This window comes from Bradyrhizobium sp. SZCCHNR1017, from assembly GCF_032381375.1.
GTDB lineage: Bacteria > Pseudomonadota > Alphaproteobacteria > Rhizobiales > Xanthobacteraceae > Bradyrhizobium.
The window spans coordinates 155,412-178,888 of the sequence record NZ_JAUHIR010000004.1; the positions used below are offsets into that span (position 1 = coordinate 155,412).

The following is a 23,477-nucleotide window of genomic DNA, read 5'->3' on the forward strand; positions in this document are numbered from 1 at the left end:
CCCGGCCTGTTGCCCGCAGCGACATCTGCCTCAGGGACCTGACACCAGCGGACAAGAGCCGGTGTGTAGCAGCGCCACACTGCCGCGATGGAATGCGGGGTGTTGCCGCAAACCGAGCTGCCAATCAGCTCACGTTAAATCCGGCTTCAAACTTTCTCTCCACCATAGGTGCATGTCCCGCGGCGGAGGCGGTCAGAGGGCAGCGATTCAATCTGGGATTGCGCGCACCGTGGCGAAGAAGGACGAGCGCGATGACCTCAAACACGGCAAAAATGGCTACGAACTTCGCCATTTTCAGTCATTTTTCCGCCGGATTGACCAACCATCATGCGAAGCGGAAAGAGTTAGTACGAGTGCTCCAGCGTAAATTCGCCGTAGGAATTTCGATCGGAGACGAGGGAAGCCTGCAGCGAGAACGACGATGAAGACGCTTTACGATTTACTCGGAGCTCTTCCGGACGATGACGCTGACGATATCCGGGCGGCCTTCCGCAAAGCGGTCAAAGAGAGCCACCCCGACGTCAATCCCGGCGATCCGGATGCCGCGCTGCGGTTTCGACAGATCATCCGCGCCAACGACATTCTCGGCGACAAGGAGCAGCGCACGGCCTATGACCGGCTGCTCGGCGCCGCGCAGGACGAGCATCAGCAGGATTCCAAGCTGGCCGTCGTCGCCAAGGTCCACAAGGTTGCGTCCGGCGTGATGGCGCTGGCCGGTGCGTCCGCCGTGGCGCTAACCGGCTACCTGCTGTTCACCCACATGTCGTCGGCTTCCGTCGCGCCGCTCAAGCCGATCGTGGTTGCGACCAACAAGGTCAAGCCGAACGAGGTTCCCGCCAAACCGATCGATAGCGCCACTGAGGCGGCGACGGCCGGCGATGCGGCCGCGAATTCCGGCGGCGAGACGGCTGCCAGCGCAACGGTCGGCAGCGCATCGGGCAGCAATGCCTCGGTATCCGCCGATCCGCTTCCGCTACGCGTCAGCAAGATCGACACGGTCTATTCTGCCGAGCAGGAGCGTGCGCCCTGCGCGGCAGGCGCGACCGCGCCATGCACGGCGGATGCAATGCTCGCCGGGGGTACGGCTTCGAACGAGGCCCAGGCCCATCACGATCGCGGCATGGCCGCGTTCCAGAAGGGCGACTTCGCGGCGGCGCTGGCCGATCTCGACGCGGCGATCCAGCTCGATCCCCGCTACCATGAGGCCTATATCGACCGCGGCATCGTGTTCTATCGCATGCGCAAGTTCGACCGCGCCTTTGCCGACGTTGCGGCCGCAAAGCGCATCGAGAAGACGAACCGCGCCGTACTCGACGCGATGGCGAAGCGTCAGCCGCTGCGGCCGCTGAAGCTCGAGCCGCCAAAGTCCGACATCAAGGCGGAGACGCCGAAGGCAGAGGCGCCGAAAGTGGCGGCGGCGGCGCCGATGCCCTCGCGGATGTCGACGGCGACGCCGGTCTATCCAACCACCGACCCCAGCCGCGCCCCCTGAGCGATTGACGAAGATTTAAGGTAACTCCGAACCTTCGTCGCGCGAATCGTTCGCGCCCATCAACTGTTAGGAAAGGTGTCCCATGGTGTTCCCATGGGACATGGGCTGCTTTCCAGATTCATCCATCCGAACCCGGCGATCCGGCGCGAGCTCGTCGATCTGCTGTACACGTCTCTGCCGCAGGTCATGTCGATCAACGCGGCCGCCATCACCGGCTCGGTCACGCTTGCGGTCCTGCACGGCGATCCCGGCTACATCGCGATCACGTTCGCGATCATCGTCAACGCCATCGGTCGCGTGGTCAGCCTGCTGCGCTACAAACAATATGCGGGACGCCTGTCCGATCGCGACGTGATCCTCTGGGAGAAAGTCTACGCCGCGGGCGCCGCCGCCTTCGGCCTTGCGCTTGGCGCTCTCACCTTCCGCGCGTTCCAGCTCAACGATGCTCCGGGCGCATGGATCGCCTTCGGCCTGTCGATGTCCTATTGCGTCGGCATGGTGTCGCGCGCGGCGATCCGCCCGTGGGTCGTGCTGACGACAACCGCCGTGCTGCTCGCCCCGACGCTCATCGCCGGGTTGATGCGCCCGGAGCTGCCCTATCAGCTCGGGGCCGTCCTGCTGGTGCTGTTCTGGTTCTCGATCCGCGAAGCCTCGCGCCATCTCAGCACCGCGTTCATCGAGCGGCTCGAGGCCAAGCACGCGCTGGCCCGCCAGGCCAACCATGATTTCCTGACCGACCTGCCCAACCGGGCGGCCTTCCTGGCTGCGCTCGAACGCACGACCCGGACTGTCGCGATCATTGCCATCGATCTCGACGGCTTCAAGCCCGTCAACGACCGCCATGGCCACCACGCCGGCGACGACCTGCTGCGTCAGGTCGCAGCCCGGCTGTCGAGCTGTGTCGGCCAGGGCGGTCTCGCCGCGCGCTTCGGCGGCGATGAGTTCATGCTGCTGAAGCCGGTGACGGGCGGCGCGGACGGACGCGACGAGGCGCTGGCGCTGGCGCGCGAAGCAATCCGCTCGCTGTCGATGCCATTCCTGCTGTCCGACATCCCCGTGGTGATCGGCGCCAGCGCCGGCCTGCTGGTGAACGACCGGCCGCTCACGGACGAGTCCATGGACGAGGTGCTGCGCCAGGTCGACAGCGCGCTCTATGCCGCCAAGCGCGCCGGGGGCGGCTGCTGTACCTGGGCCGAGGCCGCGGACGGCGCATTGCGGCAGGCGGGCTGACGCGCGGCCTTCGATCTCAGGCGACGATCACCTCGTGCAGCAGCGCGTCGATCTCGCCGGCGTCGAGCTCACCTTCGCGTCCGATCAGCACGAGCTGGGCCGTGAGGCCATCGGCGGGCGACACCGGCGACGGCGCCAAGGTGCCGCGCGTCGCCACCGACTGAAACAGGATCGGCTGTCCCGGATGGTCGGTGAACAGCAGGATGCCCTTGATGCGCAGGGTGCGCGGCGCGAGCTTTCCGATCACCTGCTGGAAGCGGGCCAGCGACAGCTGAGCACGGGAGGTCCAGGTGAGGGTTGCGAAAGGTTGCGACATCGTCGGCACCTGCTTGGGCAGCTCTCGCGGCGCGCGAATGTCGCGGCTGAACAGCAGGTCCGGCGCGACGACGCCATGCGCGATCTCGAAGATCGCCGATTGCGGCTTGGTGCCGCCGACGACGGCGCGGGCCGCATCGAGCGCGGCGCGGTCGAGCAGATCGGCCTTGGTCAGCAGCACGAAATCCGCGGCCCGCAACTGCGAGCGCCACAGCACATCCTGTTCGATCTCGGGATCATCGCGCAGCCGCTGCGGGTCGACCAAGGTGACGACGGTCTCGAGCGGCGCCACCTTGAAGATCACGGGATCCATCAGGCTGCGGATGATTTCGGCGGGATCGGAAATGCCCGATGTCTCGATCGCAATCGCGTCGGGTGCCGGATCGCGCTTGATGACGGAGGACAGCGTGCGCAGCAGGTCGCCCTGCAGCGAGCAGCAAATGCAGCCGTTCTTGAGGCTGATCACCTCCTCGGTGACGGTGCCGAGCAATTGCGCGTCGATGTCGACCGCGCCGAAGTCGTTGACAATGGCGGCGATGCGCCGTCCGTCCGGATTGGCGAGCAGATGATTGAGCAGGGTCGTCTTGCCGGCACCGAGCGATCCGGCGACCAGCAGGACCGGGACGATCATGACAGGACCGGACGGCGTACCGCCTGCCCCGGCCTGACGTCGCGAACGAGCTCGCCATCGGTGATGACGGAGCGGCCATTGACGAGCAGATGCCGCACGCCCTCGGACGGCCGGTTCATGTTGAGGAAGTCGGCGCGGTCACGCAGGCTGGCGAGATCGAGCACCGCGATGTCGGCGTCGCAGCCGGCCTGCAGCCGTCCCTTCTTGCGCATCGCGGGCGTCGACGGTTCCAGAATCCGGGCCGGGATCAGCGTGCACTTGGCGAGGCCCTCCATCAGCGGCACCGCCTTGCGGTCCAGCACCCATTCGCGCAGGAATTTCGTGAACGTCGCCGATGAGCGCGGATGCGACACCGCGTCATCCGGCAGCGGCCAGGCGTCGCCGGTGTAGTCCGTGCCGTTGGACAGGATCCACGGCATCGCATCGGAGGCGATGGCGCCGCCCGGAAACAGCACGGAGACATCGAGCAGGTCGCGGTGGCGCTGGTTGACGGCGACATCGAGGAAATGGATCAGCACCAATGCGCCGGGATCGTCCTGCTGCCGCGCGAGCAATTCGTCGCGGCTGCCGAGCCGATGGCGCTCGGCGACCATCTCGATTGCGTCATAGCCGGTGCCCATGCGCTGGCAGAACGCGGGATCGGCGAAGAAGCCGGCGCCGACCACGGTCGAGCCGGTGCCGTAGGGATAGGCTTCGGTCGTGACCTTCAGGCCTTGCTTCTGCGCGGTCTGCACCAGCTCGGCGCAGCGCTCGACATCCTGCAGGCTGGTGCTGTTGAAATGGCAGATGTGCATGTGGGCGCCGGTCGAGCCGGCCAGCCCGATCAGCCGCGTGTAGGCATCGACCGAGCTGCGCGGATCGACGTTCGACATATAGGCGATGTGCGTGTAGGTCGGCACGTCGTGCTTGGCCGCCAGGCTGCACAGCTCCGACAGCTCCTTCATGCCGGTGCCGGGCGCGTAGGCGTTCGGGAAGGCAATGCCGAGACCGCCCTGCTCCAGACCCTGCCGCGTGCGCTCGACGATCTCGGCGGTCTCGGCAGCCGTGGCGACCTCCTCGACCCAACGCTTGTCGCGCATCGCCTCGCCCATGCCGGCGATGTTGGACGCGGTCTGCTGCGTCGTCATCGTCGCGATCCGCGCGAACACCCAGCCCGACGCTGCGCCATAATTCAGCAGGCGGCCGATCGCCGCCTGCTCGTCATACCAGCGCGCCACCGGCATCACGCCGATTTCGAGCTCGAGCGTGGTGGTGACGCCGTCGAAAGCCTGCATGCGGTCCGCCGGCAGCGACTGGCCATGGGCGTGCAGATCGATGAAGCCGGGCACGACGGCAAGGCCGGCCGCATCGACCACCTGATCGGCGGCCCCGCCGACATCGCCCACGGCAGCGATCGCGCCATCCTTGATGGCGACATCGGCCGTGGCGTCGAGCTTCGTTTCCGGGTCGAGCACGCGACCGCCGCGAATGATCAGATCGTAGTGAGGCATGAAATCAGCTGGGCTCGCGAAGTGGAACTGCGCGCAGGCCTAACACAGATGCGCGGCGATGAGAACGCGGCGGGAGAGATCGATGCTCTCCGAGCCATGCGTGGCGCACTTATCAGTTCGTCGAACTGGGGCGCCGCTCTTCCCCTTGCGCAAGGGATCGGTCAGGATTGCGAAGAACGACCTCTCGGCATCCGCCGTTCGACAGAGGAGACCCGAATGGCTTCGCACACACGGCGCATCGCCGACTTCACCTGCGAGAAGCAGCCGGCGACGGGCTCGCGCGGCATGGTGGTGACCAATCATCCGCTCGCCTCCAGCGCCGGTGCCGAGATGCTGATGCGTGACGGCAACGCGATCGATGCCGCGGTCGCCGCACTGTTCGCGCTGACGGTGGTCGAGCCGATGATGGTCGGCATTCTCGGCGGCGGGCTATCGCACATCCGCCTTGCGGATGGACGGCACATCGTGCTCGACGGATTGAGCACCGCGCCGCGGCGCGCCACGCCAGGAATGTATGATCCGGTCTCCGACGAGATCACGCTGGCGCGCGAGACCCGCGGCCGCCGCAACGTCGCAGGCGCGCTCGCGGTCGCCGTGCCCGGCGCGCTGAAGGGATGGTGCGAGGCCCTGTCGCGCTTCGGCCGGCTGCCGCTGGCCGAAGTGATGGCGCCGGCGATCCGGCTCGCTGAGCACGGCTTCATCGCCAGTCCCTATCTCAACGATTGCGTGCGGCTGGTCGCGGACGACCTCGCGCGCGATCCGCATCTGTCGACGCTGTTCCTGCCGGGCGGCGAGCCCGTCAGGCCAGGCACGCGCGTGATCCAGACCGACTATGCGGCATCGCTGCGGCTGATCGCGGAGCAAGGACCGGACGCTCTCTATGGCGGGCCGCTCGGGATCGCGCTGGCCGACTACATGGCCGACAATGGCGGGCTGATCGATGCGAGCGACCTCGCCGCCTACAAGGTGATCGAACGCGCGCCGATCCGCGGCCACTATCGCGGCCATGAGATCATCGGCCCGCCGCCGCCCTCCTCCAGCGGCGTGCACATCGTGCAGATGCTGAACATCCTCGAGGGTTTCGACGTCGGCGGGCTCGGCTTCGGTTCGGCCGATGGCGTGCACGTGCTTGCCGAAGCCTTGAAGATCGCCTTTGCCGACCGGGCGGTCGCCACCGCCGATCCCGCTTTCGTCGACGTGCCGGTCGAGCGGCTGACGTCGAAGGCCTATGCCGCGCAGCGGCGGGCGCAGATCGACATGAGCCGGGCCCGGAGCTTCGGCCCGGGCCTTGCGCCGACGGAGTCCGCCAACACCACCCATGTCACGGTCGCCGATGCCGAGGGCAACGTCGTCGCGGCGACCCAGACCATCAACGGCCTGTTCGGCGCCTGCGTACAGATCCCGGGCACCGGCATGACCGCCAACAACTACATGTACAATTTCGATCCGCATCCGGGCCGCGCGCTGTCGATCCAGCCGGGCAAGCGCGTCTTCACCTCGATGGCGCCGATGATGGCGCTTCGCGACGGCCGCTTGCGCTATGCGCTCGGCCTTCCCGGCGGCCTGCGCATCTTTCCCTCGGCCTTCCAGGCGCTGGTCAACCTGATCGACCACGGCATGTCGCTGCAGGAGGCGGTCGAGGCGCCGCGGCTCTGGACGCAGGGCGGCGTGCTCGAGCTCGAGCCGGCGTTTCCCGACCATGTGGCGCGGGAGCTCGCCGCACGCGGGCACGAGATCAAACGCGAGCCGGTCGTGGCCGGCGGCATGAACGCGATCGCGTTCGGCGACGACGGCACGCTGACGGGAGCCGCGTGCTGGCGCGCCGACGGCACCCCGATCGCGATCTCCGGCGGGCGCGCCCGCGGCGGGCTTCGCTTCGCCATCGCGTGAGCTCTACAGGCGCTCTCGCATCATCCGCGCGATCGCCTCGCCGATCACGACGGTGGTGAAATGCGTGTTGGCGCGGCAATCGGACGGCATGATCGAGGCATCGGCGACGCGCAGGCCGGCAATGCCCTTCACGCGGCCGTCCGGATCGACCACGCCGTCGCCATCGTCGAATCCGCTCATGCGGCAGCTCCCCGCCGCATGCTGGATGTCGCCGGTGACCTGCCGCAGCAGCGCATCGACCTCGGCCTCGGGCAGCGCAGCCGCCTGCGGCAGCGTGAACTCCGTATCGCCGAGGCGAATCCAGTCGGCGATGTCGCGCAGCGCCGGCTGCACCGTGATCACGGCCAGCCGCTTCACCGCGTCCCGCATTCGCGCCACGTCGCGCGGATCGGCCAGCATGTTCTCCTCGACGATCGGATCCACGCTCGGATCGGTCGAGGCGAGCTTGAGCGTACCGCGCGAGAAGGCGTTGAACAGTCCGGCGCCGATCGCGCCGGGCACGCCGATGCCGCGATGGTTGAACGCGATCAGGATCATGTCGCGCTTGCCGCCGCCGGCGAGGCCCGACGAGTAGGTGACGCAGCAATTGGTATGGCGCGTGTCGCGGTCGGTCGGACGCAGCGCCTCGCGGAGCTGGATGGTGGTGCGGAACAGCGGATGATCGAAGAAGTGCCGGCCGACCGGAAGATCACGCACGACCGCAATTCCCATCGCCAGCAGATCGGTCGCAGGGCCGATACCCGAGCGCAGCAGGATCGCGGGGCTGTGGATCGCGCCGGCACACAGCACGACCTCGCGCGCCGCGACGTTTTTCACGCCTTCACCTTCGACGTGGACGCGCACGCCGGTCGCCCTGCCGTCGCTGATCAGCAGCCGATCGACCAGCGCCCGTCCGCGGATCTCGAGGTTCGGACGGCCGCGGGCCGGCTCGAGATAGCCCTCATTGGTGGAAATACGACGGCCGGCGCGGCTGTTGATCGGATAGCAGGCGACACCCTCGCCATCGGGCCCGTTGAGATCGTCGCACCAGCGATAGCCGCTCGCCAGCGCGGCATCGCGCAAGCCACGATCGATCGGGCCCCATGTGTCAGGCGGTGCGCGAGTGACTGGAAGCGGGCCGCCGCGACCGTGCCCCTCGCGATCACCGAATGCGAGATCGTCCTCGATCACCGCGAACAGCGGCATGATGTCCTTGGCCGACCATCCCTTGCAGCCATTGGCCGCCCATTCATCGAACGCATCGGCCACGCCGCGGATCGCGATCTGGCCGTTCATCATCGAGCTGCCGCCCAGCCCCTTTCCGCGCCAGTAGAAACGCATGTCCTGCCCGGCGACGCGGCGGGACATCAACTGCGGCCACTGCCATTTCTCCTGGAAGGCGCGATCATGGATGATCGGAATCGGGTTGGGCGTCACGATCTCCCACGGCGCGTCGTCCGCGCGCCAGTCCGCGCCGGCTTCGAGCAGCAGGACCCGCGTCCGGGGGTCTTCGGACAGGCGCGCAGCGACGACCGCTCCCGCGGAGCCGCCGCCGACCACAATGACGTCATACATGGACTGAATTCTCGCTTGTTCTCAGGCACCGCAACCATGACGGCCAGCTTGCGCTGCCGAGAGCGATCCGTGAAGCCCTTGAAAACTCAGGCCGTCAGCATGCCGACGCAGAGCTGCGGCGCATCCTCGGCAACGAGACAGGAGGCGACGGCGATCACCTCGCGCGCCGATTTCCAGGCGCCGCCGCCACCTGCCGGGCCATTGGTGTAGAGCGTCTCGACCTCGTTGCCGATGCGGATCGCCTCCGCCATCGTCTCGGTCCGCCCGGCGACACGAACGCGCACCTCGTAGGGCTCGGCGCCCTGTGCGCGATCGTCGCCATGCAGCGCATTCAACCCGATCAGGTCGCAGCGCAGCTCGTTCACCGCCACGCCGGTGAGCGCGAGGCGCTCCCTGACGACATCGAGCGCAAGGCGGCCGCGCGTGACCGCGCCAGGGCCGGCATAGGAGATCTGACCCTCGCCGACATAGGAATCGAGATAGCCGACCGAGGTCTTCAGCAGTCCCGTCTTCGGCCGGCCGCGACCGCCGACCACCCTGACCCGGTCCGGACCAAGCTCCTCGACGGTCACCTGCGAGAAATCCGCCACGACGTCGGGTTGGAAATATTGCACGGGATCGTGGATCTCATAGAGCAGTTGCTCCTTCACGGTCGCCGGCGTGACGCAGCCGCCGGAGCCCGCGACCTTGGTCACGATCAGTTCGCCATCCTCGCGCACCTCGCCGATCGGAAAGCCGAGCCGGGCGAGATCGGGAACATCCTTCGCTCCGGGATCGGCGAAATAGCCGCCGGTGATCTGTCCAGCGCATTCGAGCAGATGACCGACGACGGTGCCCTGCCCGAGCCGGTCCCAATCATCCAGGGCCCAGCCGAACTCGTGGATCAAAGGTCCGAGAAAGAGCGCCGGGTCGGCGGCGCGCCCGGTGATCACGACATCCGCGCCGGCCGCGAGCGCCTCCGCGATCGCGCCCGCCCCGACATAGGCGTTGGCCGAGACGACCCGATTGCCGAGGGCCCGGATCGTGTCGCCGGTGTCGAGCACGACATCCGCTGTCTTCAACGGCTCCAGAACATCGTCGCCGGTCACGGCCGCGATCTTCAGCCCCGTCAGTCCAAGCCGGCGCGCGATGGTGCGGGTGGCTTCGGCCGCGGCGACCGGATTGGCCGCCCCCATGTTGGTGATGATACGGACCTTGTTGGCGCGGCAGATCGGCAGCACGGCCTGCATGCGCGCCGCCAGCAGCGGATCATAACCGGCGGCCGGATCCTTCATGCGCGCCTGCTGCGCCAGCGCGATCGTGCGCTCCGCCAGGCACTCGAACACGAGATAGTCCAGGCCGCCCTTCGCCGCGAGCTCCACCGCAGGCTCGATCCGGTCACCGGAATAGCCCGCTCCGGCGCCGATCCTGATGCTCCGCATCGGCCGCTCCTCCTGACATCGTGCGCCGTTCGTCGGCTTCTGCCGGCCACATTAGCGGCCACGGTCCGAGCTTGCCAGCGTCCGCGTGGAACGGTCAGGCTGCCATCGTGCTGCTAGTCCGCGAGCGCCAGCGTCGGCGCCTCGCTGCTCGCCGTGCATGCGACGGCAACGGCCATGTGGTCGTCGGCCCAGCACCAACGCTGGCCGCCGGCACGCTTGGCCGCATAGAGCGCGCGATCGGCCTGGTCGAGCAGCGCCTCGGTGTCCGCCTGCCGATCCTCGGTGACCAGGATGCCGGCGCTGGCGCCGATCTGAACGCGCGTTCCAGCCAGCGTGAAGGGGTGCGACAGCGCCGTCACCGCCGCTTGCGCGAACACGAGAGCGGCGTCACGTCCCACCGCGGGCAGCAGCAGCATGAATTCGTCGCCGCCGAACCGCGCCGCCAGGCCCGTTTCGCCGAGGCAATCCTGCAGACGTGCGCCGACCTGGCACAGCAGCTCGTCACCGGCCTGATGGCCGAACCGGTCGTTGACGAGCTTGAAGCCATCGAGATCGACCGCGATGATGGCGACGGGGCGATCGCACCGGCCGAGCGCGGCGATGAACGCGGCGCGGTTCGGCAGGCCGGTGAGGAAATCGCGCAGCGCCTGCCGCGCCAAGGCCTGCTGCGCCGTGATCCGCTCCGTGAAGGCGGCCGTGAGTCGATACGACGTGCCGCGCAGCGTGATCCAGAACAGCACCACCATGCCGGCGCCCATCCGGTACACCGGCTCGGGCTGCATCAGGCAGGCCACCACGGTCGGAATCAGCAGCACCGCCGAGGAGGTCATGACGATCCATGGGCTGACACGCGACACGATGCCGACGCAGAAGGCCATCGACAGGCCGAAGCACATCCAGATGCCCGGCCCGTCGCCGATCTGAAACGCGCGTGCCGACAACGCACCGACGGCCAGACCGAAGACGGCGGCGCCGAGGCCGTAGAGGCGTTCCCAGCGAATGATCGCATCGTGATCGAGCCGATCGAAGCGCGCGGCGAACATCCGTAGCTTGAGAACACGAAGGGCGCCGATCACCAGCAGCACCACCGTGATCGCGGCGTAGCCCGGATCGCGCGCAACCCAGGCCATCACGCTGCCGATCACGACGGCGGCGGCCGAGATCGTCCCGACCAGCGGCATCGAGCTGTACAGCAGATGCGCGAGATCGCGACGAATGTCCGGGTCCAATCGATGCATCGCAATTCCAGTTCGCCAAGCGCGCGCACTCTCGTACCCACGCCTTAACGAAATCTCGCTGCACCCGCGAAGGGCTGCCATGCGCCGCGGATGCTTAAGAGATCCTCACTGCGACGATGACAATGCAAGTGGATAGAATGCGAATGATGGTACGCGCACGCGCGCATGAGCGATGCAGGGCCGGGATCAGCTCGCCCAATTGTCTCGGAATTCGCCGAACAGCGTGATGCCGCCGCATGCATAGATCGTCTGTCCGGTGATGTAGCTCGCTTCGGACGAGGCGAGAAAGGCGAACACGCCGGCGATCTCTTCCGGGCTCGCCACCCGCCCCATCGGAATGTGGGACTCGACCGCGGCGCGCTTGGCCGGGTCCCCGGTCCAGGCCGCGTTGATCGGCGTGTCGACGGCGCCCGGCCCGACCGAATTGACGCGGATGCCGCGCCCGGCGAATTCGAGCGCCAGGGTCCGCGTGAGGCCCGCCATCGCGCTCTTACTGATCGAATAAGCGAGATAGCCGGGCTTCGGAATGATCTGGTGCACGCTTGAGGTGTTGATGATGTTGCCGCCGCCGCGCGTGACGAAATGCGCCAGCGCGTGACGCGCGCAGAGCACGGCACCGTTGAGGTTGACCTCGAGGATCTTGCGATACGTGTCGACGTCGAGCGCCTCGCTGGGCGATTCCCGCTGAAAGCCGGCATTGTTGACCAGGCAGTCGAGCCGGGGCCAGCGCTTCAGCACCGTCTCGAACATCTCGGCGATCTCGGCCTCGACGCCGATGTCGGCCTTCACGGCAACGTGATCACGCGAGCCGTGACCATGCGCGGCAGAGGCGGCCTGCACCAGCGCCAGGGTTTCGTCGCCGGACGGCGACGGGCCGCCGAAATTGATCGCGACATGCGCACCCTCCTCGGCAAACCGCACCGCGATCGCGCGGCCGATGCCTTGCGTTGCGCCCGTCACCAGCGCGTAGTGTCCGACGAGACGCGACGCCCGTTCGGCTGGTTGGTCAGATGGCTCCATGTCTCGACTCCGTGAAAATGATCTCGCCTCAGCGCGCTGCGATGACTCGCGTTCGGATGACAAGGCTATCAGGAGTCTGGTATCGCTCCACTCCGTATCCGTCGTTGCGCACGCAGGCGTGAGACGTCATGTATCTCGGCATCGATCTTGGAACATCCGCGGTCAAGACGATCATCGTCGATGACACGCAGCGCGTCGTTGCGAGCCGCAGCCACGCCTTGACGATGGACGTGCCGCGACCGGGCCGGGCCGAGCAGGACCCCGCCGCATGGATCGGCGCGGTATTCGCCACGCTCGATGCGCTGAAGGCGGATCATCCCGGCGCGTTGGCGGCGGTGGACGCCATCGGCCTGTCGGGCCAGATGCATGGCCCGGTGCTGCTCGATGCCGCGATGAATCCGTTGCGGCCCTGCATTCTCTGGAACGACGGCCGGTCGGAGCGCGAATGCGCTGCGCTGGAGCAGCGCTGGTCCGCCTTGCGCACGATCACCGGCAACAAGGCGATGCCCGGCTTCGCCGCGCCGAAGCTGATGTGGATCGCGGCGCACGAGCCCGAGATCTTCGCGGCCACGCGGCTGGTTCTGCTGCCAAAGGCCTATGTCCGGCTGGTGCTGACGGGCGATGCGATCGAGGACATGTCCGATGCGTCCGGCTCGCTCTGGCTCGATGTCACCAGGCGCGACTGGTGCGACGAGGGCCTCGCCGCCACCGGCCTCACCCGTGCGCAGATGCCGCGCCTCGTCGAAGGCTGCGCGCCGGCAGGCCGGTTGCGCAGCAACCTCGCGGAACGCTGGGGCATGACGAAGCGTCCAACCATCGCGGGAGGCGCCGGCGACAACCCGGCCGGCGCCATCGGCATCGGTGCTGTCCGGCCGGGCGCCACATTCATCACGCTCGGCACGTCCGGCGCCGTGATCTCGCCGGTCGACGCCGTCACGGCCAATCCCGAGCGCGTCGTTCACACCTTCTGTCATGCCATCCCGGCGATGTGGCTACAGGCTGGCGCGATGCTGTCGGCGGCCTCATGCCTCGCCTGGGTCGCGCGGCTGCTCGGCGCGAGCGAGACCGAGCTGCTCGCCCCGCTGGGCGCGGGCCCCGCCGCGCCGTCGCCGGTCAGCTTCCTGCCCTATCTCGCGGGCGAGCGCACGCCGCATGACGATCCCCATGTCCGCGGCCTGCTCGACGGCCTGAGCCACGCCACCGACCGCAACGCCATCGTCCAGGCGGTGCTCGAGGGCGTTGCCTTCGCACTGGCCGACTGCCGCGACGCGCTGACGGAAACCGGGCTCGTCATTGCCGAAGCGGATGCGATCGGCGGCGGATCGCGCTCGGACCTTTGGCTGGCGATCCTGGCGAATGTGCTCGGCATTCCCGTTCATCGGCTGGCCGAGGGCGAGACCGGCGCCGCCTTCGGCGCGGCGCGGCTGGCACGTCTTGCCGTCACCGGTGAGGACATCGGCGCGGTCTGCACGCCGCCGGCGCGCGTGCGGACCTTCGCTCCGGACGTCGCGCTGTCGGCAGCCTATGCCGAGCGGCGGCGGCGCTGGCGACAGCTCTATCGTCGGCCGAGCTAACCGGATCTCCGAAAGGCATTCGTCGCGGCGACGTGTTGCGGCGGCGTCTCTTTCATATTGTATTCGGCAACAGCCTCTAGTTTAATGGCTTCCCGCGCCAGCGATCAACGAGCCGCGGACGACGAGACGACGTGCATTGGGAGGCACGATGAGCGGTCCGATCCTCGAGATGCGCGGGGTGTCGAAGTCATTCTTCACCATCAAGGCCCTGCACAAGGTCGACCTCACCGTCTACGCCGGCGAAGTCCATGCGCTGATGGGCGAGAACGGTGCCGGCAAATCCACGCTGATGAAGATTCTCTCCGGCGCCTATCGCCCGGATCCCGGCGGTGAGATCCGCATCGAGGGCCGGCCGGTGCGCATCGAAGGGCCGATGGGCGGCCGCAACGCCGGCATTTCGATCATCTACCAAGAGTTGTCGCTGGCGCCGAACCTGACGGTCGCCGAAAACATCTATCTCGGCCGCGAGCTGTCGCAGAGCGGCCTGCTCGCGCGCAGCACGATGCGCGAGGGCGTCGGACCGATCCTGGACCGGCTCGGCGCCGATTTCACGGCCTCCACCTTGGTGGCCGAGTTGTCGATGGGCCAGCGCCAGCTGGTGGAGATTGCCCGCGCGCTGCATGCACGATCCAAGATCCTGATCATGGACGAGCCGACCACCTCGCTGTCGGCCGGCGAGAGCGAGAAGCTGTTCGCGCTGATCCGCCAGCTCCGCGCCGAAGGGCTCGCCATCATCTACATCTCGCATCGCATGGACGAGGTCTATGCGCTCGGCGACCGCGTCACCGTGCTGCGCGACGGCCGGCTGGTCGGCTCGCTCGACAAGCCGGAGATCCGCGCCGACAGCATCGTCCGCATGATGGTCGGCCGCGACGTGTCGTCGTTCTACAAGAAGGACCACGACCCGCACGCCAAGCGTGATCGCGCGGTGCTCAGCGCCGTCGACCTCGGCGACGGCCATCGCGTCAAGAATTGCTCGTTGACCGTTCATGCCGGCGAGGTGGTCGGCCTCGCCGGGCTGATCGGCGCCGGACGCACCGAGCTCGCGCATCTCATCATCGGAGCCGCGCCGAAGACGACCGGACACATCGAGCTCGACGGTGAGAAAGTCAGCATCGACACGCCGCGCGATGCGCTCGATGCCGGCATCGCCTATCTGACCGAGGACAGGAAGGCGCTCGGGCTGTTCCTCGACATGTCCTGCGCCGACAACATCAACCTCGCCGTGATCGGACGGGACGCGAAGCCCGGCGGCATTCTCGACCGCGACAAGGCGCGCGCACGCGCCGACGAGGCGTTCAGCGCGCTCGGCATCCGCGCTCCCAATCCGGGCGTCACCGTCGGCGGCCTGTCGGGCGGCAATCAGCAGAAGGTGCTGCTGTCCCGCCTGCTTGCGACCGCGCCGAAGGTCCTGATCCTGGACGAGCCGACCCGCGGCGTCGATGTCGGCGCCAAGTCCGAGATCTATTCGATCATCGACAATCTCGCCAAGTCCGGCACCGCGATCCTGGTGATCTCGTCCGACCTGCCGGAAATTCTCGGCATCTGCGACCGCGTGCTGGTGATGCGCGAAGGGCATCTGGCCGGCGAGTTGCAGCAGAGCGCGACATCCCCCATCACCCAGGAAGACATCATGGCGCTGGCCACCGGGACGGAGCACGTCGATGCCTGACAACAGTTCGTCGCAAGCCAAGACCGCGCCTTCATCCGGCCTGCCGTCCGCATCGGACAACAAGCAGCAGCGGCTACGGCTGATGATCCGCGCCGCCGGCATGCTGCCGGTGCTGCTGATCCTCTGCGTCGGCTTCCACATGCTGTCCGACGGACGCTTCTTCTCAGGACAGAATCTCGGCATCGTGCTGCAGCAGGCCGCCGTGAATACCGTGCTCGCCGCCGGCATGACCTTCGTCATCCTGACCGGCGGCATCGATTTGTCGGTCGGCTCGATCCTCGCCGCGGCTGCCATGGCCGGCCTGACACTGTCGAAGATGCCCGATCTCGGCGCACTGTGGCTGCCGGCCGCGGTGCTGACGGGCCTTGCCTTCGGCGTCGTCAATGGCGCGTTGATCGCGCTATTGCGGCTGCCGCCGTTCATCGTGACACTCGGGTCGCTCACGGCGGTGCGCGGTCTCGCCCGCCTGATGGGTGGCGACACCACCGTGTTCAACCCATCGATTCCCTACGCCTTCATCGGCAACGCCTCGCTGACGATCATTCCCGGCGTCGTCTCGATCCCCTGGCTGTCGGTGATCGCGCTGCTGGTGATCCTGGGCTCCTGGCTGATCCTGCGCCGGACCGTGCTCGGCGTGCACATCTATGCCGTCGGCGGCAATGAGAGCGCCGCGCGGCTCGCCGGCATCAAGGTCTGGGCGGTGCTGATCTTCGTCTACGGCATGTCCGGCCTGCTCGCCGGCCTCGGCGGCGGCATGCAGGCGGCGCGGCTCTATGCGGCGAACGGCCTGCAGCTCGGCCAGTCCTACGAGCTCGACGCGATCACCGCCGTCATTCTCGGCGGCACGTCGTTCGTCGGCGGCATCGGCTCGATCTGGGGCACGCTGGTCGGCGCGCTCATCATCGCGGTGTTGTCGAACGGGCTCATCTTGGTCGGCGTGTCCGACATCTGGCAATACGTCATCAAGGGCCTCGTGATCATCGGCGCCGTCGCGCTCGACCGCTACCGGCTGCAGGGCTCGGCCCGCACCTGAGACAACATGGCGGGCGCCCCCGGGGCCCGCCACAACGCATTCTTCCACGGCCACTGGTCCGCCGTGCGTAGACGAACAGGAAGGACCAGGGAGGAAACACATGGTCAAGTCGATGTTATCAGCCGGTGCCGCGCTGGCGCTCGTGATGAGCTCCGCGCCGTCATCGGCCAAGGAGCTGAAATCGATCGGCGTGTCGCTGGGTTCACTCGGCAACCCGTTCTTCGTCGCGTTGTCGAAGGGCGCCGAGTTCGAGGCCAAGAAGACCAATCCCAACGTCAAGATCACCGCGGTCGGCTTCGAATATGATCTCGGCAAGCAGGTCACCCAGATCGACAATTTCATCGCCGCCGGCGTCGACATGATCCTGCTCAACCCGGGAGATCCCAAGGCGATCGGCCCGGCGATCAAGAAGGCGCAGGCGGCCGGCATCCTCGTCGTTGCGGTCGACACCGCGGCCGAGGGCGCCGATGCCACCGTGACGACCAACAACGTGCAGGCCGGCGAGATCTCGTGCCAGTACATCGTCGACAAACTCGGCGGCAAGGGTGACGTGATCATCGAGAACGGGCCGCAGGTGTCGGCGGTGATCGACCGCGTCAACGGCTGCAAGAGCGTGTTCGCCAAGGCCCCCGGCATCAAGGTTCTCTCCAGCGACCAGGACGGCAAGGGCTCGCGCGAGGGCGGCCTCACGGTGACGCAGGGCTATCTCACCCGCTTCCCGAAGATCGACGCCATCTTCGCCATCAACGATCCGCAGGCGATCGGCACCGATCTCGCTGCGCGTCAGCAGCAGCGCACCGGCATCATCATCACCGCGGTCGACGGCGCCCCCGACATCGAGGCGGCGCTGAAGGATCCGGCCTCGCAGCAGATCCAAGCCTCGGCCTCGCAGGATCCGTTCTTCATGGCCCGCCGCGCCGTGCAGATCGGCGTCGGCCTGCTCAATGGCCAGAAGCCGGCCTCGACGGTCGAGCTGCTGCCCTCCAAGCTGATCACGCGCGACAATGTCGGCGAGTACAAGGGTTGGACCTCGGAGCGGAAGGAATAGAGCTCGATCGTCGACCCGCATCTGATTGAAAGCATCGAGAAGCGCCGCCCTCTCTCGGGCGGCGTTGTGCTTGGAACCACATTCTGTCTCGTCGGCGTGCCTTCAACGACCGATCGCCGTAGACTCGCGCGTCGATGGCAGATGTGGCAAACAACGTTCTCGACGGGGGAATTCAACCTGCGCTGCGCCCTGTCGCATTTGCGACAAGACTCCCCTGTTTGTCCCGCTTTCCGCTGGTCCGGAACTTGCGTGGGCCTGCCTGACCGCATCAATCAGCAGGCGATCCGATGGCTTTCACCGCAGTCTGTCCGACAAGCGCCATGACCGAAGGCGGCATGGGCCTGTACCAGGTCGGCAAGAAGAGCGTGCTGCTGCTCTGGCCCCGTGGCGGCGAGCTGAAGGCCTATCGCGGCCGCTGCCCGCATGCCGACGTGCCGCTGGCGGAAGCGACCTTCGACGGCCGGACGATCACCTGCCCGCATCATCAATGGGGCTTCGACGCCACCCACGGCAAGTGCGTCACCCACCTCGTCCGCAATGCGTTGCACGCCTACCCGCTGCAGGTCGAGGGCGATGAGATCCAGGTGGATGTCGGGCCGGTGAAGCCGGCACGCGCCGCGAGCTGATCGGGCCCAGGCCGGCCGGGCGCTCGACGGTCGCGCGGCAGACACCTGCCCGCACACCGCCGCAGCTATCCCGTTGCCATCAGCCGCTTCATGAACTGGTCGACCTCGCGACGCAGCGTCTCGACCTCACCATGGACCCGCTCGGAGGCATTGTTGACCCGCGCCGCGATCCGGCCGGTGTCGGCGGCAGCGCTGCTGATCGCGCCGACATTGGACGCGACCCGTGCCGTGCCGGACGAGGCTTCCTGAACGTTGTGCGCGATGTCTCGCGTCGCCGCCGCCTGCTGGTCGACCGCGGCCGAGATGGCGGAAGCGATCTCGTCGATCTCGGCGATCGTTCGCGCGATCGCCTCGACCGACGCGACCGACGTGGAGGTCGAGTGCTGCATCTCGTTGACCTTGGCGCTGATCTCTTCGGTCGCCTTGGCGGTCTGATCGGCAAGACTCTTGACCTCGGCCGCAACGACGGAAAAACCGCGCCCGGCGTCGCCGGCCCGCGCCGCTTCGATCGACGCGTTGAGCGCCAGGAGATTGGTCTGTTCCGCGATCTCGCTGATCAGCTTGACCACGTCGCCGATCCGGACCGCGGCATCGGCCAGTTCGCGGATCTCCCCGCCGGCACGATTGGCCTCGCTGACCGCACGCCCGGCGCTTTCGGTGGAGCGTGAAACCTGCCGGCCAATTTCGGCGATCGAGGACGCGAGCTGATCGGCCGCGCCCGCCGCCGTCTGAACATTGGACGACGCGCGCCCCGAGGCGGCGATCACATCCTCGGTCTGGCGGCTGGTTTCCGTCGCGGCCGTCGCGACGTGGCCGGCATCGGACTCGAGATCCTCCGCCGCACCGACGAGGCTGACGACGATCTGATCGAGTTGGGTGCCGAACTGCCGGGCCAGACCCGCAATGTCGACCACCCGGCGGCCGAGGCTGTCGGTGCCCTGGTTGATGATCGCCGCGGACCGGCGGAATGCGCCAGGCAGGCCTCGCGCCATGATCTTGCGGAAATGCTTGCCGCGGCTGGCATAGTCCATCGAGGCCGACGCTTCGCGCACGAAGGCGTCGGTGATGTCGAGCATGTCGTTGATCGATTTCTGCAACAAACCGATGTCGCCGTGCTGGCGCCGGCTCAGCACCCGCGGCTCAAGGTTGCCTTTGGCCGCGCTGTGACACACCATGGCCGCCTCCGCGACCACGGCGGCCGCCAAGCGCAGCTGCCACAGGGCAAGGCCGAGCAGCAGCGCGACCGCGATGAGCAGCGCTCCGCCTGCCGCGGGCGGGGTCGCGCCGGCGACGACGAGCCAGGCCAGCGCGCCAAGCGCCAGCAGCGCAGCGGCCGCGATCGCGATCTGCGCCTTAGAGAGAGAGCACGAACTCATCATATTCAACGCCTTGTTGTTTGATCACCGCGACCATCATGTCAAAGCTTGCGCGCAGGCCGTCCTTGGCATTGGCGTGGCGCGCCTCTTCGTCGCACAGCGCCTTGTAGATGGACTTGAGCCGCTCGATCGGCGCACGATCGGGTCTGCGGCGGTTGGAATGGTAGCCGATGATATTGCCCTGGTCGTCCAGCGTCGGCGTCACATGGGCGAGCACCCAATAATGGCTGCCGTCCTTGGCCAGGTTGACGACATAGGCGAAGATCTCGCGCTTGGCCTCCAGCGTGTCCCACAGCAGCTTGAAGACGCAGCGCGGCATCTCGGGATGGCGGATCAGGCTGTGAGGCGCTCCCAGGAGCTCGTCATAGCTATACCTGGCCATGCGAACGAAGACGTCGTTGGCGTAGGTGATGCGTCCCTTGCGGTCGGTCTTCGAGACGATCAGGTCTTCTTCGCCGAGCATGTGCTCGATTCCCGTCGGCTTCACAACGTGGGCCATGGCTGGTCCTCCTTGCGGTCATCACGATGCGGGGCGGACAGACGGGATGTCCCGGCCTTCATGGACGGTCCGGTCGACGCGCTGGCGGAACCGGCGTCGTCCGGCATGCGGCCGGGTGTCGCCGAGACCCCCATCGACCGGCTTTCGTCGGCTCAGGAAAAAGGCTGTCCGCCTCACCGGCCTCAATCTGACGTTAACTGTCAAACATCGCGTTAACCGGGAGGTCCGCCAAACTACAGAGACCGCCCGCGGCAGGGACGGGACGCGCCGGCTCGATGGTCGGCGTTGGGTCTGGACCGCTGGCCGGAGGATCGCATCGGCCGTCGCCTTGTCGGAAGGTGTGGCACAAGGACCAGGAGGTGCGTACGTGACGCCACGCAACCTCGTGAGACGCGCACGGGCCGGTCGGGGCGCTCATGCCCGACCGGCCCGGCGCCCCCTGCCTCAGAAGAAGCCGAGCTTCTTCGGGCTGTAGCTGACCAGCATGTTCTTGGTCTGCTGGTAGTGGTCGAGCATCACCTTGTGGGTCTCGCGTCCGACGCCGGACTGCTTGTAACCGCCGAACGCCGCATGCGCCGGATAGGCGTGATAGCAGTTGGTCCAGACGCGCCCCGCCTGGATGTTGCGGCCGAAGCGGTAGCATGTGTTGGCGTCGCGGCTCCACACGCCGGCCCCCAGGCCGTAGAGCGTGTCGTTGGCGATCGCCAGCGCCTCGTCCTCGGTCTTGAAGGTCGTGACCGAGACGACCGGCCCGAAGATCTCCTCCTGGAACACGCGCATCTTGTTGTGTCCCTTGAACACCGTCGGCTTGACGTAATAGCCGCCGGCGAGATCGCCGCCGAGCATGTTGCGCTCGCCACCGATCAGGAGCTGCGCACCCTCGTTCTTGCCGATGTCGATGTAGGACAGGATCTTGGTGAGCTGCTCCGAGGAGGCCTGCGCGCCGATCATGGTGGCGGGATCGAGCGGGCTGCCCTGCACGATCGCGCCGACGCGCTTCAGCGCGCGCTCCATGAAGCGCTCGTAGATCGACTCGTGGATCAGCGCACGGCTCGGGCAGGTGCAGACCTCGCCCTGGTTGAGCGCGAACATCACGAAGCCCTCGATCGCCTTGTCGAGGAAGTCGTCGTCCTCGGCGCAGACGTCCTTGAAGAAGATGTTGGGCGACTTGCCGCCGAGTTCGAGCGTGACCGGGATCAGGTTCTGGGACGCATATTGCATGATCAGCCGCCCCGTCGAGGTCTCGCCGGTGAAGGCGATCTTGGCGATGCGGTTCGACGACGCCAGCGGCTTGCCTGCTTCGAGGCCGAACCCGTTGACGACGTTGAGCACGCCCGGCGGCAGCAGATCGCCGACGATCTCCATCAGCACGAGGATCGAGGCCGGGGTCTGCTCGGCCGGCTTGAGCACGACGCAGTTGCCGGCGGCGAGCGCGGGCGCGAGCTTCCAGGCCGCCATCAGGATCGGGAAATTCCACGGAATGATCTGGCCGACGACGCCGAGCGGCTCGTGGAAGTGATAGGCGATGGTATCGTGGTCGATCTCGGCGATCGAGCCTTCCTGCGCGCGGATCACGCCGGCGAAATAGCGGAAGTGATCGATGGCGAGCGGGATGTCGGCGGCGGTCGTCTCGCGGATCGGCTTGCCATTGTCCCAGGTCTCGGCGAGCGCGAGCTTGTCGAGATTGGCCTCCATGCGGTCGGCGATCCGGTTGAGGACCATCGCGCGCTCGGTGACGCTGGCGCGGGCCCAGCCGTCCTTGGCGGCATGCGCGGCGTCGAGCGCGGCCTCGATGTCGGAGGCATCGGAGCGCGCGATCTGGCACACCGGCTGGCCGGTGATCGGCGAGATGTTGTCGAAGTATTTGCCGGCGTTGGGGGCCTTCCAGGCGCCGCCGATGAAATTGTCGTAACGCGCAGCGAACGGCGGCTTGAACGCCGCATTGACGTCAACCTTGGTCATCTGTCTCTCCCATTCACGCCGATGCACACGGCGTTGGAGACAGGCTCGATCAAACCGACGCAACAGACCAGAGGCCGGAGCGAGCGCGTCCGAGGAAGTGTCGCAGTTCTGCGACATCTTGGCTGCGATTCGACAGCCGCGGCGCGTTCACCGCTCGAGCCCGAGCCGCTTCATCTTCCGGTGCAGGGTGGCGCGCGACATGTCGAGCTCCTTCGCCGCCTTCGAGACGTTGCCGCCGGCGCGCGCCAGCGCGCGCTTCAGAACGGCACGCTCGGCGGCGTCGATGTCGTCGCCCTCGGTGGTTGCGTCCTTGATCAGGTCGCCGGCTGGCACCGGGCGCGCCAGCGCGGACGAAGAAAGGTTGAGCGCACGGCGCGCCGCCCGTGTGGCACCGATGACGAGGTCGTTGCGATCGACCGCCAGCAGCGAGTTGATCTCGCGCTCGCTGTCCGGCGTGAGCACGATGCGGGCGTGCGGAAAGGCCTGGCGGAAATTCTCCGCCTCGATCAGGCGCGCGGCATCCGCGACGGTGGTCGCGATCAGCCGGCTGAAGCCTTCGGTGAGATCGGCACGACAGGAGGAGACGTCGAGCGCGGCCTTGAGCTGACCGTGCTCGTCGAAGATCGGCGCCGTGGTGCAGAACAGGCGCGCGTTGCGCGACAGGTAGTGCTGATCGCGGTCGATGGTCAGCGGCCGCTTCTCGACCAGGCAGGTGCCGATGGCGTTGGTGCCCTCGTGCCGCTCGCTCCACACCGCGCCGGTCCAAAGGCCCCAGGATTCGAAGGTGGCGTCGTCCCCGCGGGCGCCGCGGCGCTCGAGCACGGTGCCGTCGGCATCGGCGAGCAGCACCGAGCAGCCGACGCCCCCAACCGCCAGGAACAGCCGGTCGAGGCTCGCCTGCGCGATCGCGAGCAGCCGCCCGAGCCGCGCGCGCGCGTCCGCGATTTCGGCGGCAGTCAGGCGAGCCGGCAGCTTCGGCGTGGCGGGATCGAGCGCATGGAGATGGCCGGAGCGGCGCCATGATGCCGCGAGCGCCGAGACCGCCGGCGCGCCTCTGTCGGCTCTGCTGTCAGCGTCAGCCTTCGCATCCCCCTTGGCCAAGGCCTCCAGGACGCGATCCGAATGGGCATTCCCGGGCGAACGCCCCATGTCCCTCCTCCCGGCTCTGCCCGCGTTGGCGCGGCTTATTGCTAGACTAGCGCAACTACAGCACCGCGGTTTGACCGGCGTCAAGGAACGCCGACCAGGCTGCAATCCTTCGCTCGCCGCCGGGGCCGCGACCGATGCCTCACTTTCCCCGGACGACTACGGGGGTGTCGCAACACTGCGACACTCCCTCGCCCGAACTGGTCCGTGCGCCCTGAAATGGAGCCGGTGCCTTAAAGCACATTAATCCTCAGCCCGGA

Annotated in this window: 19 protein-coding genes; 8 read left to right on the top strand and 11 right to left on the bottom strand. The window is 67.4% G+C overall.

Annotated features, from left to right (window positions below):
• Positions 1 to 124: 124 nt before the first annotated feature.
• A complete protein-coding gene (locus tag QW863_RS12905) occupies positions 125 to 292 on the bottom strand; it encodes a hypothetical protein (protein ID WP_315713955.1) in 168 nt (55 codons plus the stop codon).
• A gap of 129 nt (positions 293 to 421) precedes the next feature.
• On the opposite strand from QW863_RS12905, the gene QW863_RS12910 reads away from it, so the two are divergent.
• Complete coding sequence (locus QW863_RS12910; RefSeq protein WP_315713954.1) at positions 422 to 1,492, top strand: J domain-containing protein; 1,071 nt, start codon at positions 422 to 424, stop codon at positions 1,490 to 1,492.
• Positions 1,493 to 1,585: 93 nt separating this feature from the next.
• Complete coding sequence (locus QW863_RS12915) at positions 1,586 to 2,722, top strand: GGDEF domain-containing protein (protein ID WP_315713953.1); 1,137 nt, start codon at positions 1,586 to 1,588, stop codon at positions 2,720 to 2,722.
• A 16-nt stretch (positions 2,723 to 2,738) separates the two neighbouring features.
• On the opposite strand, the gene QW863_RS12920 is transcribed toward QW863_RS12915, so the two are convergent.
• Together QW863_RS12920 and QW863_RS12925 are read right to left on the bottom strand one after the other, a co-directional pair.
• On the bottom strand, positions 2,739 to 3,668 hold the full coding sequence (locus QW863_RS12920; RefSeq protein WP_315713952.1) for a GTP-binding protein: 930 nt from the start codon (positions 3,666 to 3,668) through the stop codon (positions 2,739 to 2,741).
• Positions 3,665 to 5,158, bottom strand: coding sequence for an amidohydrolase family protein (locus QW863_RS12925; RefSeq protein WP_315713951.1), 1,494 nt, complete (start codon positions 5,156 to 5,158; stop codon positions 3,665 to 3,667). Before QW863_RS12925 ends, QW863_RS12920 begins: the two co-directional genes overlap by 4 nt.
• 216 nt (positions 5,159 to 5,374) lie before the next feature.
• On the opposite strand from QW863_RS12925, the gene ggt reads away from it, so the two are divergent.
• Positions 5,375 to 7,048 (top strand): gamma-glutamyltransferase, encoded by a 1,674-nt coding sequence (ggt, locus tag QW863_RS12930; protein WP_315713950.1) that lies wholly within the window; start codon positions 5,375 to 5,377, stop codon positions 7,046 to 7,048.
• A 3-nt stretch (positions 7,049 to 7,051) separates the two neighbouring features.
• Here ggt and QW863_RS12935 read toward each other — a convergent pair whose 3' ends face one another.
• The 4 genes from QW863_RS12935 to QW863_RS12950 all read right to left on the bottom strand — a co-directional run bounded on the left by QW863_RS12935 (position 7,052) and on the right by QW863_RS12950 (position 12,281).
• A complete protein-coding gene (locus tag QW863_RS12935; protein ID WP_315713949.1) occupies positions 7,052 to 8,602 on the bottom strand; it encodes a GMC family oxidoreductase in 1,551 nt (516 codons plus the stop codon).
• Between the two features lie 86 nt (positions 8,603 to 8,688).
• The gene (locus tag QW863_RS12940) at positions 8,689 to 10,023 is read right to left on the bottom strand and encodes an acyclic terpene utilization AtuA family protein (protein WP_315713948.1); all 1,335 of its coding nucleotides are present in this window, start codon (positions 10,021 to 10,023) and stop codon (positions 8,689 to 8,691) included.
• A 113-nt stretch (positions 10,024 to 10,136) separates the two neighbouring features.
• Positions 10,137 to 11,261, bottom strand: coding sequence for a GGDEF domain-containing protein (locus tag QW863_RS12945; RefSeq protein WP_315713947.1), 1,125 nt, complete (start codon positions 11,259 to 11,261; stop codon positions 10,137 to 10,139).
• 186 nt (positions 11,262 to 11,447) lie between these two features.
• Positions 11,448 to 12,281 carry a glucose 1-dehydrogenase gene (locus QW863_RS12950; protein WP_315713946.1) on the bottom strand — a complete coding sequence of 278 codons (834 nt, stop codon included), beginning with the start codon at positions 12,279 to 12,281 and terminating at the stop codon, positions 11,448 to 11,450.
• A gap of 128 nt (positions 12,282 to 12,409) precedes the next feature.
• Here QW863_RS12950 and xylB point away from each other — a divergent pair, with 128 nt between their 5' ends.
• The 5 genes from xylB to QW863_RS12975 all read left to right on the top strand — a co-directional run bounded on the left by xylB (position 12,410) and on the right by QW863_RS12975 (position 18,234).
• On the top strand, positions 12,410 to 13,855 hold the full coding sequence (gene xylB / locus QW863_RS12955) for a xylulokinase (protein ID WP_315713945.1): 1,446 nt from the start codon (positions 12,410 to 12,412) through the stop codon (positions 13,853 to 13,855).
• A gap of 148 nt (positions 13,856 to 14,003) precedes the next feature.
• On the top strand, positions 14,004 to 15,527 hold the full coding sequence (locus tag QW863_RS12960) for a sugar ABC transporter ATP-binding protein (protein WP_315713944.1): 1,524 nt from the start codon (positions 14,004 to 14,006) through the stop codon (positions 15,525 to 15,527).
• Entirely contained in the window at positions 15,520 to 16,560 is a 1,041-nt protein-coding gene (locus QW863_RS12965) for an ABC transporter permease subunit (RefSeq protein WP_315713943.1), read from the top strand. The genes QW863_RS12960 and QW863_RS12965 overlap by 8 nt, the downstream gene beginning before the upstream one ends.
• A gap of 100 nt (positions 16,561 to 16,660) precedes the next feature.
• Positions 16,661 to 17,608 (top strand): ABC transporter substrate-binding protein, encoded by a 948-nt coding sequence (locus QW863_RS12970; RefSeq protein WP_315713942.1) that lies wholly within the window; start codon positions 16,661 to 16,663, stop codon positions 17,606 to 17,608.
• A 287-nt stretch (positions 17,609 to 17,895) separates the two neighbouring features.
• Complete coding sequence (locus tag QW863_RS12975) at positions 17,896 to 18,234, top strand: Rieske 2Fe-2S domain-containing protein (protein ID WP_315713941.1); 339 nt, start codon at positions 17,896 to 17,898, stop codon at positions 18,232 to 18,234.
• 65 nt (positions 18,235 to 18,299) lie between these two features.
• Here the strand turns inward: QW863_RS12975 and QW863_RS12980 are convergent, their stop codons facing one another.
• The 4 genes from QW863_RS12980 to QW863_RS12995 form a co-directional block, all read right to left on the bottom strand.
• Complete coding sequence (locus QW863_RS12980) at positions 18,300 to 19,610, bottom strand: methyl-accepting chemotaxis protein (RefSeq protein WP_315713940.1); 1,311 nt, start codon at positions 19,608 to 19,610, stop codon at positions 18,300 to 18,302.
• Positions 19,588 to 20,109, bottom strand: a complete 522-nt coding sequence (locus tag QW863_RS12985) for a PAS domain-containing protein (RefSeq protein WP_315713939.1) — start codon at positions 20,107 to 20,109, stop codon at positions 19,588 to 19,590. Before QW863_RS12985 ends, QW863_RS12980 begins: the two co-directional genes overlap by 23 nt.
• A gap of 444 nt (positions 20,110 to 20,553) precedes the next feature.
• A complete protein-coding gene (gene adh, locus QW863_RS12990; RefSeq protein ID WP_315713938.1) occupies positions 20,554 to 22,071 on the bottom strand; it encodes an aldehyde dehydrogenase in 1,518 nt (505 codons plus the stop codon).
• A gap of 147 nt (positions 22,072 to 22,218) precedes the next feature.
• Positions 22,219 to 23,220, bottom strand: coding sequence for a helix-turn-helix domain-containing protein (locus QW863_RS12995; RefSeq protein ID WP_315713937.1), 1,002 nt, complete (start codon positions 23,218 to 23,220; stop codon positions 22,219 to 22,221).
• Positions 23,221 to 23,477: the final 257 nt, after the last annotated feature.